A 14,258-nucleotide genomic window follows, 5' to 3' on the forward strand; every position below is an offset into this window, starting at 1 on the left:
TTTTAATCAGGGTGTCGTAGGTTCGAATCCTACATGACTCACCATTTGCCTTATTTACAGCATGCGCGTATGGCGGAATTGGCAGACGCACTAGACTTAGGATCTAGCGGGCGACCGTGGGGGTTCAAGTCCCTCTACGCGCATACCTAGCAAAAAGGATTAAGTTATCATTAACTTAATCCTTTTTGCTTTTTGTGCGTCTTTTGCAGCAATTTGAATTGAAGTGAACAAAATTGCTAGTATTCGCCTCTTGAATTGCAAGTAATTGTGCGGCATTCTCATTTACAATAAAGTCAATATCCACGAAGGAGGTTGAGGACAATGACTCAAGTGACAAAGTTTGAATTGACGCAGGAGATGGTTGAACAATTTTATCGGGAGGGTTTCTTCTATGCTCCAGGTTTTCTTACAAAAGAAACGGTAGACGCCATCAATGAGGAGAACGCTGCTTTCGCCAACGAAAGAGGAACTGGTGAATGGAAAAGTAAAGGCATAACCGATATTGCCAAGGAGCAAGAAGCTTACCCTGAGACTACGAGATTTTTGACGAGTCCGGATATTGTAAACGTTTTAGAACAAATTCTAGGGGATCAAGTCAAACTATGGATGGGGATGTATGCGGTCGTGGCTCCACACGGCAATGGGTTGGAGTGGCATCAGGATAATCAATACACACATATTCTCGGCCATATGCTCAATGGTTTCATTGCACTGGATGATATCAGCCAGCAGAACGCGGGCCTATGGCTGGCCCCAGGATCGCATCTACTCGGCCGACAGCCTAATATCAATACAGAGCCTGGTCACAGGCGTGCTGCAGAGCCGGAGAATGGTGTGCCATGCCCGCCACTCGCCCCCGGCGATGCTGTATTCTTCCATCGGGAAACGCTGCACCACAGCAAGAAGAACCATACGGATAAGCCCAGACGCGCGTATGCCTTCCAAGTCGCGGCAGCAAGCTGCCGGTACGCCCAGTCGGGCAAGCGGCTAGAGGATCGTGTCCTTTTGTCAGCCAAGTTGTAGTCCACCACAGTAATATTCTGAATTAGCTAGGTAGCAGTCTGTTTCCGGTACGCACTTGGTGTCATACCCCTATGCTCTTTGAACACTTTGTTGAAATAGCTAGGGGTGCTAAAACCGCAGGCGAGGGCTATATCTGTGATGGAATCATGCGTATGCATCAGCATATGAGCTGCATATTGAAGGCGAAGCCGAATGATGAATTCATTGGGAGTCGAGCCTGTTACTTCTCTGAATTTGGTATAAAACCAGGTTTTCTTTCGTTCAGAGTGTTGAATTAGCATGTCTACGTCGACCTCCTCAGACCAATGGGTCATGATATGCTCGATGGCTGTTAGGATGCCGGATAGGGAGGGGGCTCCGAACGATTGCTCTAACATATGGTAGTATCTATGAATTTGGACAAGAATTTGAATGAATAGCGTCATCTGCTGCAGCTCCCAGCCTGGCTGAGCTTGTGTCTTCTCCTGCAGGGCCTCTATGGCAAGCCGCATGATGGACTTAGCGTGCGGCGAGGCTGCAGGGATTACCTGTGATGTGTTCATCATATAGAAAGGGACAAGCAAACTGTGTCCGTTCGGTATGAAAGCAACATAATCGGGTGAGAAGAGAAGCATGATCCAACGGCTAGGCTTCCCTTCCTCACGAGTTAAGTTCCAGTGCGGTTCGAACGGACGCAGCAAGAGGACATCCCCAGGATCGGCATAATACCACTCGTCGCCAAGCGGATATTTCATCGTGCTATCAAGTGCGATGCTGACCTCCAGTGCAATATGCATATGAAATTCATGCTCCGTGTATACAGCCAGCTTTTCTTCGATAATGACACCTTGTGTGACCTTAACGTTCTGATCAAAATAGGTTGTAACCACGTAGTCCCTCTTCTCAGCATGAAAATGATAGGTGAAAACTGGAAATAAATAATTGGACAAATTGTTTGCTTTTTGTTAAGAATCCTGTTATATTACTACTTGTCGCTTAAAAAGAGCGGCATGAAACACCTACTTGCGGAAGTGGCTCAGCGGTAGAGCATCGCCTTGCCAAGGCGAGGGTCGCGGGTTCGATCCCCGTCTTCCGCTCCATATTTTAAGCGCCCTTAGCTCAGCTGGATAGAGTATTTGACTACGAATCAAAAGGTCGGGAGTTCGAATCTCTCAGGGCGCGCCATTCTTACTTACAACATACATAGTAGTATCGGGATGTAGCTCAGCTTGGTAGAGCACCTGCTTTGGGAGCAGGGGGTCGCATGTTCAAATCGTGTCATCCCGATCCAAAAAAAGAAGTATAATCGATCAGTAGATAGACTGGGAGATTATGCTTCTTTTTATGTTGTCTGTGCTACAGACGCGAGGATTCGGTCATTGCATTGGCTAAAGTAACAAGCTTACTTACTGTTTTCCAATTTCGCACGGTAGCAGGGACATCCAGTTTCGGAAGGTTATTCGCAAGCTTGGATTTTAGAATACTGTGTCTGTATAACAGATAGATTTCTCTTCCTTTTGTTCGCAGCTGGTCATTCTCCGTTTGCAACACTTCAAGACGCGCTAAGCTTTCTTTAGATGGCTCCTTAGGCAGGAAGGCTACGTATAGGCTTTCGGCATCGGACATGGACTCCGCTTCGGCAATTTCGCCCGCGGTGTACGGACAATTTGCGGCTATGAAATTTAGTTCCTCCACTGTTCTCAAAATCACGGCTAGAGATATATGAAAGACGTTTTCAATCTCATTTTCAAGCTGTTTGCGCAGCGATTCTTCATCCTCATCGGATTCGAACAATACATTGCCGCTCTGAATGTAAGTCTGAACACGAAGCAGCCCAAGCTGTTCCAATGTTTGTCTGAGCTCGGCCATTTTGATGATGTTTTTCCCGCCTACATTAATACCTCGCAATAACGCAATATAGATCGCCATCCAAGTCACTTCTCTCTTTTAATATACAATTATCCCATTCCCTCAATATCCATACTTTACCATAGAAATACTATTGTTACACGTTAGTTAGTGGAGGGTTGTGTCAACATGTGTCGAAAGACCTATCGGGATTGCAAAAAGGCTCTGGACCCACTTTGACATGAATCGACGAATGTGTCTCGCACAAATGCTCATAATGTGTGAAAATATCACTTTTCAGGTAAAAAAATATTAAAATTATGGAAAAAATTATTTATAATAGAGGAGATTCTCCTTAACAAGAAGAACTAGTACTAATTAAATTGTCGGGGCAGTCTACTTGAGAAGAATAAGAGGTAACATCTATGCAGAATTCATTGTTTTTCAAGAATGTGATAAATTCTGATTCCATCTTCGAATCGATCGGCCAATTGAACGATATCGCCAAAAAATCAATAGGCTGTGAACATATCTCTCTTTTTCTAATGGATGAGAAACATCAGATTACCCCAGCTTCTTATTCCGTAAATATTAGTACAGCAGTCATGGAGCAGTTAAAGTACATAGTCCTTCAAACACAGTTTTTTTCCCAAATGCCAGAAGGTTCACGTTTGTCTGTGTATGAGGCAGATGGAATGCTTCGAGATTACCTTTTAAAATCCAGATACGAATGTATCTATGGATTCCACATAAAGCACGGCCCTTCGTACGGTGCCCTACTATTCTCATTTCCTTCGGATACTCAGTTGAAAGACGATCAATTGCAGTTGTGCAATCTCATCAAGCTCCATATGGAGCAGTTGATTAAAAAGATTCAATTCCGCAAGCAAGTGTTAAAGCAGCAGGCTTACGAAAGTCTTTTTAATACATTAAGAGTGAAAGACAGCTTCACAGTTGATCATTGCTATAATGTTGCTTTCTATTCAACGCTGCTTGGTGCCAAAGCCGGTGTCACTGAAACTGAGTTGGAAACTTTGAAACTAGGCGCTTTGCTTCACGATGTAGGGAAATTAGCTATTCCCGATCATATTCTTATGAAGCCTGGCCGTTTAACGGACGAAGAGTTTAATGTCATTCGCCAACATCCTGTGATTGGATTTGAATTGCTGAAGGAGCTGCAGGATGTGGAGCACTTATTACCGATGGTAAGGTGGCATCATGAGCGGATGGATGGCCGGGGCTACCCGGATCAATTGAGCGGATCGGATATCCCCTATCTGGTACGCATTGTAAGTATTGCCGACGCGTTCGACGCGATGACATCCACGAGAGTTTACCGAAATTCGCTTCATGTTCATGAGGTAAGAGAACAGCTGCTTACTCACGCGGGAAAGCAATTTGATGAGAAATTAGTACGAATCTTCTTAAGCATCATCGATGAGCAAATGCAAATGAATGGTTAGTTAACGGAAACCTATTATCGTAATGAAAGATGGGATAAAAGAATGAGCGGTCGTATTCTGATCATCGATGATGAACCTCATAATTTAAATATACTACGTATATTTTTGAATTCTTTACACTATGAAATTTTTACCGTTGAAGATGGTACAAAGGCCCAAGAGATGGTCAAGGAAACTATGCCTGATCTGATTTTGCTCGATGTGATGATGCCAGAAATATCAGGGTTTGAAATATGTAAAAACTTGATTGCGGAAGATGAGTTTGATACGCCCATTATTTTCTTATCAGCCAATGCACAGAAAGAAGATATTTTACAAGGACTACGTCTAGGAGCAGTTGATTATTTAACAAAGCCTTTTGATCTGGATGTGCTGGAACGGAAAGTTGAGATCGCCCTCCATCAAAAGGCTAAGATCAAGAACCTGAAGAAAGATAATAAACAACTCGCCAAGTTGGTCTACGTGGACGCATTAACCGGTCTATATAATCGAGCTTATCTAGATATTACGATCCGCATGATCAGTGAGGGAACTAAGAAATTCCAAGCTGCTATGATGGTGGATATGGACTATTTTAAAGATATTAATGATAACTTCGGCCATTTGGTTGGCGATCAAGTATTGCGGGAAGTTGCTGCAATCATACAGTCCAAAGTTTCAAGCGATCATGATTTAGCGTTTCGATATGGCGGAGATGAATATTTGGTTCTGCTCCATAATGAAGCGAATTGTGTTGAGATAGCAAGTAGCATTATTAAGGAAGTAGATAACTTAAAGGTCAGCCTGGCACCTAATAAGTTGCAAGAGTTTTCCGTAAGTATTGGATTAACCAATAATTTCGATCCTACCTGTTTTGAGCAAATTATTTCACAAGCAGATGCTGCATTACTCGGAGCCAAAAACAGTGGAAGACATCAAATAAAGATTCGCTAGACAAAGGAGAATGAGGAAAGTATGGTCATGGAGCTTATGAGTTTTCAGAAATTGTTTCAGATGACAAAAGTTATAAATTCACAGTTTGAACTGTCCGAAATTTTGCAGGTTTTCGTAGATGCAATCGCAGGAGAGATTACGCAAGCAGATCTGGTTGGTTTTTTCCTGAAGCAGCCCGACGGTACGTTCAAAGGATATAAAGGCAATAAATTACCCGTTGATATTACGGAATTGCTCATTGATCCCAAAGAGGATGAATTTGTAAGAGATATTTTACGAAATCAAGCGAGCGACTACATCTCTGATACGAGTGTAGACCTGCGTTTGGATCAGTCCAAAAGACAATTACTGAAAATTAAATCCATCCTCGGTATTCCTGTCATCGTCGACAATGATGTATTTGGTCTAGTATTTGTCCATGATTTTGGTAAACCAATGAACATTACTCCAGAGCAGATGGAAGTCACAGAAGCCTTCGTTAACATGGCAAGTGTGGCCATTCGCAATATCCGGATGTTTGAGCAGCGCCATTTGCTTATGGAGAAGCAGCAGCTTCTTCTCGATGCGACGAAAGCATTATCTGAATCGTTATCGGTTAAAGATGTACTTAACACGTTTTTCTACTATATGCGCAAAGCAAGTGGATCGAAAGATATCGGGATTCATTTATATAATGAAAAAGAACATACGATCGAGCCTTATCAGTTGTCCTCAGAGAACGTGACGATGGATGAATGGAAGGTGAAACATCGCGAGGTCAAATTAACGATTGAGAACGACCGGCTGTTGTATGAAGTCATCACAGAGAAAAAAGCAGCAGCTATCGAGGACGTTTATGCAGATCCACGACCTAATCATAAAGCGTTCGTTTCCTTTGATATCAAAAGTATCATGGTATTCCCGCTTGTAGCCAAAGGCTCCGTGTACGGCGTGGTTGCGATCCCGTCTATCGGTAAGCAGCGGAAGTATGAAGCTAGCATTTTGGAGTTCTGCCAATCCATTTCGGATGCGACGGCAACAGCCTTATCCAATGCGCAGCACACCGAAACTCTGGACCATTCCGTGCATGAGCGATCCATCGAATTACAGCAAGCCAACTTCAAGTTAGAGGGTCTAGTGCGGGAGTTGGAACATTTGAACGAGCTCAAAAGTGATTTCATAGCGACATTGTCACATGAGCTGCGTACGCCGATTACAGCAGTCAAAGGATCAGTTGATATTCTTGGAAAAGGCATTCTCGGCGATCTTAACGATTCCCAGAAAGATTTACTGGATATTGCGGCTAAGTCAATCGACCGATTGCTTGATCAAGTGAATGAGTTGCTCGATTTTGCCAAAATGGAAAATGGTAAATTTGAGCTGCTTTACACCGAAGCAGATTTCAATGAAATTGTTAAAGAATCCGTCCATATCGTACAGTCGCTTATTAATAAAAAGAAATTGATCCTGGTCGTTGAGACCGAAGTGGATAAAGATACCGTCGTCCGAGTGGATAAGCAACGCATTCTACAAATTCTGCTCAATTTACTTTCCAATGCCATTAAATTTACGCCTCCACTAGGTGTAATTACTATAAAAACGAAATTCGAGGATAGCTTGCTCACTGTTGAAGTGCATGATAATGGGATCGGGATTCCGTTTGAGAAGCAGAAAAATATCTTTACCAAGTTCTATCAGGCAAATAATCAAATCAATGGGACAGGCCTCGGTCTTGCGATTTCGAAACAACTGATAGAGCTGCACGGCGGCCGCATTTGGTTCGATAGCAGTGAAGGCCAAGGATCGGCATTTAAGTTCACATTACCAATCGGAAAGGAGTAACGAAGATGCGGGCGATTGAAGTAGGATTGAGATTTCTTGTGCAGCAAGGAGTGAAGTATGTATTCGGTATTCCAGCGGGTTCGATCAATGCTATTTATGACGCCCTTATGGACATCCCAGAGCTTAAGCCGATTGTCGCCAAGCATGAGAACAGCTCCGGTTATATGGCAGGGTCTTATACGAGAATTACCGGTATTCCTTCGCTCTGTGTAGCTTCCAGCGGGCCAGGAGCGACGAATCTGGTAACGCCGGCTGCGAATGCATGGAAACAGAAGCTGCCCGTTATTTTCATCACAGGATCTGTTCCATCGACCAAACTAGGCAAGGGCGGCGCGCAGGAGTTGTATGCGGAGCCGATCTTTGCTTCGATCACGAAGATGAGCCGGACGGTGCTGGATCCACATGAGCTGCCGGAGATTCTGGCAGAGGCTTATCATACTGCAATAAGCGGTGTGCCAGGTCCTGTTCATCTAGCGATTCCGATCGACATTCAGATGAAGGATATCGGGGAAAGAGAGCTTCCGATACTGCCTGCCTTGCAGCAGCCGGTTATGGATTTGGCGGCTGTAGAGGCTGCTGCACAGCGAATGAAGGCAGCAGGCTCCCGTGGAGCTATTTTGCTCGGCAGCGGGGCAAAAGCAGCTTCGGACAGCATCGTGCAATTTGCCGAAACGCTCGGCTGGGGAGTTGCGACTACCCCTCGTGGTAAGGGAGCATTCCCTGAGGATCACCCGCTGTCGCTAGGGGGATATGGCCTTTCAGCCAACTGGAAGGCAAGCGAATATTTGAATGGCGGCAACCACGAAGTGCTGCTTATCATTGGGTCGAGCCTCGGTGAGCTGGCAACAAGCAACTGGGAACCGCGTTTGGTTGCAGGTCGTGAGCTGATTCACATCGATTATGACGTTAGTGAGCTTGGGAAGGTGTATGAGACCCATTACCCCGTACATGGGGAAATCAAGTTGGTTATCGCGGAGCTGCTCGAACAACTGTCGTTAGATGGACAGGTGGATGAAGCCGTGAGCGATACTTTCGCTGGCTTGGCAGAGGCTGCAGCGGCAACCGAGCCTGGCGAGGAGCAGTGGAATACACGATCTGCCATCCGCGGACTAAGTGCAGCAGCACCGAAGAATGCACGCTTCTTTCTGGATATCGGGGAATTCATGACCTACTCGATTCAAAATGTGTTGATCGAAAGCGGACAAGAGTTCGATATCGATATCAATTTCGGAGGCATGGGCTCCGGTCTAGGCGGAGTTCTCGGCGCTCAGCTAGCAGAGCCGAACAGGCCAACGATTTGTATAACAGGCGACGGCTGCTTTTTCATGCATGGCCTAGAAGTACTGACAGCGAAGGAATATCAGCTTCCAATCCTTTTTGTCGTCATCAATAATGCCCGTTTGGGAATGGTCTATCACGGACACATGCTGCAATACAAACGATGCCTCGATGATTTCTCGCAAGAACGCGTAAGTATCGCAGGAATCGCGCGATCCCTTGGATTGCGTCATGCTGAGATTACATCGCTTGATCAATTGCAAAGTGAACATGTAACGGAGTGGCTATCGCATGGGGAGCCAGTTGTGATAGAAGTTATCGTGGACGGGAACGAGATTCCTCCTATGGGGGAGAGAGTGAAGTTCCTACAAGGGGCAACGTATTAATTGGAGTTGCTGATTTAAGCTCTTGGATGCTCGCATCCGAGAGCTTTTTTGCATGCAGGAGGATGGAGATTGTATTCTTGGTTCTGGAAATGATATGGTTATAGGGAGCAAGAACACTAAGGAAGGGGCACTTCATCCATGTTGAAACGCACCATAGGTCGTTTGAATTACGAAAGCTCAGTCGTTATGTTTGGAGCCGCAAGTCTCGGCAATGTGAAGCAGGAGGAAGCGGACGCATCAATTGCTTATGCCCTGCAGCATGGGGTGAACCATTTCGATACAGCCGCCAGCTATGGCGATGCTGAGCTGCGCATGGGGCCAACGATTAGCCAAGTGCGCGGAGATATTTTTCTAGCTACGAAAACAGGGCAAAGATCGAAAAAGGAAGCGAAGGAAGAGATTTATCGATCATTGGAGCGCATGAAAGTGGATTCCGTTGACTTGCTTCAGCTGCATGCCGTGGGTTCAATGGAAGAGCTGGACCGCTGCACAGAAAAGGGTGGTGCCTTGGAAGCGGCTTTGGAAGCGAAAGCCGAAGGCATTGTTAAGGAAATTGGCATTACGGGACATGGGCATGATGCGCCTACTGTTCATTTGGAAGCGTTACATAGATTCCCCTTCGCTACGGTGCTGCTGCCGCTGAACTATTATATGTACGGCTTGCCGCAGTATCGCGAGGCTTTCGATGCTTTGATGGAAGAGGCCGGCAAGCAGCAGGTGGCTGTGCGAGTCATTAAAGCCATTGCGAAGGCGCCATGGGCAGAAGGGCAGGAGCGTCCTTACGCGACATGGTACGAGCCATTTGATCAACAGCAGGTGATTGATGCTTGTGTGCATTTTGTGCTATCGTTCCCAGGGATATGCGGGTTCGCTAGCGCAGGGGACGTTCATTTGTTCCCGAAAATCGTTGACGCCGTCGAGCGATATGGTGCCATGAAGGATGAAGAGGCAGAGCGTATCCTGAGTGGGATTAGCGGGTATACATCTGTGTTTGGAGCGCCAACCTCGATCGCATAAGTAAATAAACGCGTTTTCCCCGTAGGGGAGGGCGCGTTTTTTGTTTTTTGGGGGCGGTGAGTTGCTGTAACGATGAGAAACATCATTGGAGAGGCAAGGGACATGGCTGAGGCAGCTGTAACGATGTAAAACATCGTTGGAAGCCGCGCACAGTGAGGAAGTATGGCCTTTTCTCAGCTGCAGTGATGAGAAACATCGTTAAATTAACCCTCGGGCGAGGGTGAGTTGCTGTAACGATGTTTTACATCGTTAACTATTGCAGGACGGATAAAATGTCCGAGTTAGCAGCATAAAACAAGTTTAACCATCCATCGGGCTATATGCTCAAAATTGACATGAATTGGACTCACTTATGCGTCGCTAACTATAGGCTGAGAACGAATACCTATAGCGAATATAAGGGGGAAGGTAAGATGGTTAAACGATTGTGGTCAAGCAAAAGGTTCTGGCTAATAAGCCTAGTCACGCTTTTGGCTGGTGGCGTAGCTGTATTCGCAGCTTGTTATACATACATTCGCGGGCTCGATGTATCGAAATTAAATCAACCGCTGCCCGAGGCAACGCTCGTGCTGGATAAGAACGGCAAAGCGGCGGCACAGCTCTCCGCTTCAAAGATTGACCCTGTACCGATATCGCAGATGCCTAAGGTGCTCACGGATGCGGTTGTGGCCGTAGAGGATCGAAGATTTTATGAGCATACGGGCATTGATATCCAGTCAATTTTTCGGGCGGTAGCCCGCGATGTGGTGCGAGGCAGCTATTCAGAGGGTGCAAGTACGATTACTCAGCAGCTGGCCCGGAACCTGTTTCTCAATGCAGATAAAACACTGGGGAGAAAATTACGCGAAGCAGCGTACGCGATCAAAATCGATACGTCGTACAGCAAAGATGAAATTCTGGAGATGTATTTGAACAGTATTTATTTTGGGGAAGGCAGCTGGGGTGTACAAGGGGCGGCTAGGACCTATTTTAATAAAAATGTACAAGACTTAACTTTGCCAGAAGCTGCAGTGCTTGCCGCTCTGCCTAAGGCGCCGAGTCGGTACTCGCCCTTTCAGGACGAAGCGCACGCACTAGAACGCAGGAACACTGTACTGGTATTAATGCGCGATGAAGGAAAAATCACTCCGCAGGCGTACGAGAGTGCGAAGGCGGCAGCGATTGGTGTCGTGAAGTCGGATAAAAGCAATGATCTGAAAGGCAAATACCCCGCCTATGTCGATGCGGTCATTAACGAAGCAGTTCGCATGTACGGTTTCACGGAAGAGCAGTTGCTCACGGGAGGCTTACGCATTACTACAGAACTGGAACCTGCCGTGCAAAATGCGGTAACGGAAGTTTATAACAATGACAGTCTCTTTCCCGAAAGCAAGCCGGATCAACTTATCCAGAGTGGCGCGGTCATTGTGGACCAACGGACTGGCGGTATCCGCGCGCTCGCAGGGGGACGGGGAGAAGGCGTCTTTCGCGGCTTCAGTCATGCTACACAGCTGAAGCGGCAGCCGGGCTCGTCTTTTAAGCCGATTGCCGTGTACGGTCCTGCGCTGGAGCAAGGCTATAAGCCATTTTCCACCTTGTATGATGGACAATTGAATATTGAGGGGTATCAGCCGCAAGATTGGGATCACCAATCGCGAGGGCAGGTAACGATGCAGGAGGCGATCGTTTCTTCCTGGAATGTGCCGGCTGTGTGGCTGCTTCATGAGGTCGGCATTGATCGCGGGCTTCAATTTGCCAAATCGCTGGGCATCACATTGCCTGCTCAGGATCGTCAGCTCGGCATCGCGCTAGGCGGACTGTCGGAGGGGGTCTCACCACTTCAAATGGCACAGGGCTTCAGTGCGTTTGCAGCTAAAGGGGATTATCACGAAGCACATACCATTACGAAAATAGAAACTAGCACGGGTCATTTGCTCGTACAAGCTGCTCAAGAGGGCGTACAGGTAATGAAGCCTGAGACAGCTTATGCAATGACCTCGATGCTCCAAGTTGCTGTAAAGGAAGGGACAGGGAAGAATGCTGCAATGAACCGCCCCGTTGCGGGGAAATCGGGTACTACTCAGCTGCCGCAGACGAAGGAGTTCGAGGGAATTAGCAGCGGCAGCGCTAAGGATGCCTGGTTCGTAGGGTACACACCAGAGCTGACAGCTGCCATTTGGGTTGGTTATGACCGCACGGACAAAACCCATTATTTAACGACATCCGGTGGAGCCGTGCCGGCTGTGTTGTTTCGTGAGATAATGACACGGGCGCTAGCTCAAGCACCTGTTGTGGCGTTTGATATGCCCATAGTGGGGACGGAGGGAGTTTCTTCGATCTCGACGGGGAAACCTGAGAAGGAGCCCGGCAGAGGGCCTGAGAAGGGACCAGGCAAAGGTCCAGATAAAAAGCCGGATAAAGAGGATGGGAAACCTCCTGAGCACGGTCATGGAAAAGGGAAGGATTAATCCTATTCCATCCATCTATTTGATTCGAGGCACAGCACCTCAATCGGTAGCTAAGGCATTATGAAAGCTCATACCGAAAAAGCCGCCGGCTCCATGGGAGACTGGCGGCTTTCTTTGTTAATCATCGTGATGGCTGTTGCCACGTGGTTTATCATTATTTTTACGCTCATCTTTATGATCGTCTTTAGCTTTTGGTCCGCTATTAGACTCATTTTTGTTTTTATCATCATGATCATCATGATCATCATCAGGTTTCTTTGGAGTCTGCTGCTGTTGCTGCTGCTCCCATTTGGTTTTCATATGGACATTCAATTTGTTAGCGTCCAAGTTGTAGTGCTGGGCAAGCAGCCCTGCAATTTTCTGCTCAGCATCGGATGATTTGAGATCGATCGAAGCGAGCAGCTTCTGGATCCACTGGGCAGCATCGTCCCCTTTAAGGTGAATCATACCGGAGTCTTCAGGCTTAATACTTAGATCATAGGTCGTTCCTTTAGCATCCTTGGATTGCCCAATGTGCAGCTTGAAATGCTTCCCGTCGACGTTAAGATCAATGCCCTGCAGGTCTGGATAAATGTCTTTATCCGGCTGGGCTGGCTTTGTGCTAGATTCCGGCGCTGGAGTAGCAGGCGTCGGAGTATGTACCTCCGTTGTAGCCGGGCTCTGAGTAGGTTCCGGAGTAGCAGAAGCAACCGGGGACGGCGCAGGCTCATTTGGAACGGTGGATACTGCCTTGACATAGGCAGCCTGCTGCTTGCTATTGAGGATTAGTTCGATCTGATCTCCCGCATGTAAGTCGGTAAGCTGGGCTTTTTGATCATTTTTGAAAACCCACACAGATTTGGCTAAAGGCACCGTTTGGTCCCCACTGTCCGTAATTACAGTGACGGCATCCGTACTAGTAGATTTGAATGTGCCGTTGACTGAAGTAGAAATGGCTGAGTTAGGAGAAGTTGATGCATAGGCTGTCCACCCGCAAACCAACAAAGCCACCAGCGTGATAGATACAATAATAAATGGTAATCTTTTGCGCATGAGAAAACACCTCCACTAACACCTTTCGGCATAGGGAGGTGTTTTGGGACGGTCTTAGGGCTTTTAGTCGCATTGCAGGCGCTGCATGAACTCTTCAGCCGCACTGTATCCTTGCTGGCGCAAATACCAGCTGTTAGCAGCAGCCTCAACAAGTCCGGCAACGTCCCGTCCTGGCTGCAGTTGGATTTCGATATGCGGAATTCGGATATCCATATAGTCTGTAAATGCAGGCTCAAGCTCCAAATCGTTGTTGAGCGCATGCTCCTGCCACTTGGTCAGCTCGATATCAAGCACGATCCGTGTTTCATCTTGGAACGCCTTGCGGCCATAGAGGCGTGACACGTTAATAAGCCCGATGCTGCGCAGCGCAAGGAATTCCTTCGTCTTCCCGTTGTGCGTGCCCAGCAGGGTCTCCGGGCTGATTTTTTTCAGCACAACAATATCATCAGCAACGAGGCGATGTCCTCGGCGGATCAAGGTGTGGGCGGTCTCGCTTTTGCCAACACCGGATTTGCCACGAAGCAAAATGCCGATCCCGGATACGTTGACGCAGACGCCGTGAATGGCAATCTCTTGCGCCAAGGATTTACTGAGATATAAGTCAACGAGATCCTGAAATTTACTTGTTGCTTGGGCGGTACGGAGAAGCGGAATACGCTCTTCCTCGCAATATTTCGTTAAATATTTCAAGCCTTCCTGGTTTCTCGTTACGACGAAACAAGGCGGATGATATTTGACAATATTACCGATATGCAGATTTCTTTCATTTTCGGTGAGCTTGTGCAGGTACGTAATTTCTTTGCGGCCTAAGAGCTGCACATGCTCTTGCGGGAAATATTCAAAATAGCCAACAAATTCCAGACCGGGGCGATGCGCCTTCGTTTTGGTAATCGGACGGTGCAGTTCCGAGTGTCCGGCAAGTACTTCGAGCGAGAAGCGCTCGACTAAATCTTTGACTGTGACGGGCTTCACAACCTGTCCCTCCTTCATAAATTCATAATGCCATATAATTCGCTTACTTACCGTAATAA

General features: G+C 46.9%; 11 protein-coding genes and 4 tRNA genes. 11 read left to right on the forward strand and 4 right to left on the reverse strand.

All coding sequences use genetic code 11. From position 1 onward, the window contains the following. The first annotated feature begins 63 nt into the window (after nucleotides 1-63). Both AC58VC_RS35985 and AC58VC_RS35990 read left to right on the forward strand, forming a co-directional pair. Nucleotides 64-143 (forward strand) — tRNA-Leu (locus AC58VC_RS35985). A 178-nt stretch (nucleotides 144-321) separates the two neighbouring features. Beyond that, nucleotides 322-1,023, forward strand: a complete 702-nt coding sequence (locus AC58VC_RS35990) for a phytanoyl-CoA dioxygenase family protein (protein WP_497376317.1) — start codon at nucleotides 322-324, stop codon at nucleotides 1,021-1,023. 26 nt (nucleotides 1,024-1,049) lie between these two features. Here the strand turns inward: AC58VC_RS35990 and AC58VC_RS35995 are convergent, their stop codons facing one another. Beyond that, nucleotides 1,050-1,892, reverse strand: coding sequence for a helix-turn-helix domain-containing protein (locus AC58VC_RS35995; protein ID WP_497376318.1), 843 nt, complete (start codon nucleotides 1,890-1,892; stop codon nucleotides 1,050-1,052). Nucleotides 1,893-2,027: 135 nt separating this feature from the next. Here AC58VC_RS35995 and AC58VC_RS36000 point away from each other — a divergent pair. From AC58VC_RS36000 to AC58VC_RS36010, 3 genes are all read left to right on the forward strand, one after another. Then, nucleotides 2,028-2,102, forward strand: a tRNA-Gly gene (locus AC58VC_RS36000). An 8-nt stretch (nucleotides 2,103-2,110) separates the two neighbouring features. Next, a tRNA-Arg gene (locus AC58VC_RS36005) sits at nucleotides 2,111-2,187 on the forward strand. A gap of 28 nt (nucleotides 2,188-2,215) precedes the next feature. Further along, nucleotides 2,216-2,289 (forward strand) — tRNA-Pro (locus AC58VC_RS36010). Between the two features lie 69 nt (nucleotides 2,290-2,358). Here the strand turns inward: AC58VC_RS36010 and AC58VC_RS36015 are convergent. Continuing rightward, nucleotides 2,359-2,931, reverse strand: a complete 573-nt coding sequence (locus tag AC58VC_RS36015; protein ID WP_497376319.1) for a DUF1697 domain-containing protein — start codon at nucleotides 2,929-2,931, stop codon at nucleotides 2,359-2,361. Between the two features lie 344 nt (nucleotides 2,932-3,275). Between AC58VC_RS36015 and AC58VC_RS36020 the strand changes: the two genes are divergently transcribed. From AC58VC_RS36020 to AC58VC_RS36045, 6 genes are all read left to right on the forward strand, one after another. Beyond that, the gene (locus AC58VC_RS36020) at nucleotides 3,276-4,313 is read left to right on the forward strand and encodes an HD-GYP domain-containing protein (protein WP_161406494.1); all 1,038 of its coding nucleotides are present in this window, start codon (nucleotides 3,276-3,278) and stop codon (nucleotides 4,311-4,313) included. A 42-nt stretch (nucleotides 4,314-4,355) separates the two neighbouring features. Then, complete coding sequence (locus AC58VC_RS36025; protein WP_497376320.1) at nucleotides 4,356-5,246, forward strand: GGDEF domain-containing response regulator; 891 nt, start codon at nucleotides 4,356-4,358, stop codon at nucleotides 5,244-5,246. A gap of 27 nt (nucleotides 5,247-5,273) precedes the next feature. Next, a complete protein-coding gene (locus AC58VC_RS36030) occupies nucleotides 5,274-7,067 on the forward strand; it encodes a sensor histidine kinase (RefSeq protein WP_497376321.1) in 1,794 nt (597 codons plus the stop codon). Between the two features lie 5 nt (nucleotides 7,068-7,072). After that, the gene (locus tag AC58VC_RS36035; protein ID WP_497376322.1) at nucleotides 7,073-8,731 is read left to right on the forward strand and encodes a thiamine pyrophosphate-binding protein; all 1,659 of its coding nucleotides are present in this window, start codon (nucleotides 7,073-7,075) and stop codon (nucleotides 8,729-8,731) included. A gap of 138 nt (nucleotides 8,732-8,869) precedes the next feature. Beyond that, entirely contained in the window at nucleotides 8,870-9,748 is an 879-nt protein-coding gene (locus AC58VC_RS36040) for an aldo/keto reductase (RefSeq protein ID WP_497376323.1), read from the forward strand. A 413-nt stretch (nucleotides 9,749-10,161) separates the two neighbouring features. Beyond that, nucleotides 10,162-12,195, forward strand: a complete 2,034-nt coding sequence (locus AC58VC_RS36045; protein ID WP_497376324.1) for a transglycosylase domain-containing protein — start codon at nucleotides 10,162-10,164, stop codon at nucleotides 12,193-12,195. Nucleotides 12,196-12,312: 117 nt separating this feature from the next. Here the strand turns inward: AC58VC_RS36045 and AC58VC_RS36050 are convergent, their stop codons facing one another. Beyond that, nucleotides 12,313-13,227 carry a hypothetical protein gene (locus tag AC58VC_RS36050; protein ID WP_497376325.1) on the reverse strand — a complete coding sequence of 305 codons (915 nt, stop codon included), beginning with the start codon at nucleotides 13,225-13,227 and terminating at the stop codon, nucleotides 12,313-12,315. Nucleotides 13,228-13,290: 63 nt separating this feature from the next. Then, complete coding sequence (hprK, locus tag AC58VC_RS36055; protein WP_497376326.1) at nucleotides 13,291-14,199, reverse strand: HPr(Ser) kinase/phosphatase; 909 nt, start codon at nucleotides 14,197-14,199, stop codon at nucleotides 13,291-13,293. Nucleotides 14,200-14,258 lie beyond the last annotated feature (59 nt).

The sequence above is a fragment of the Paenibacillus sp. J22R67 genome, assembly GCF_059692175.1.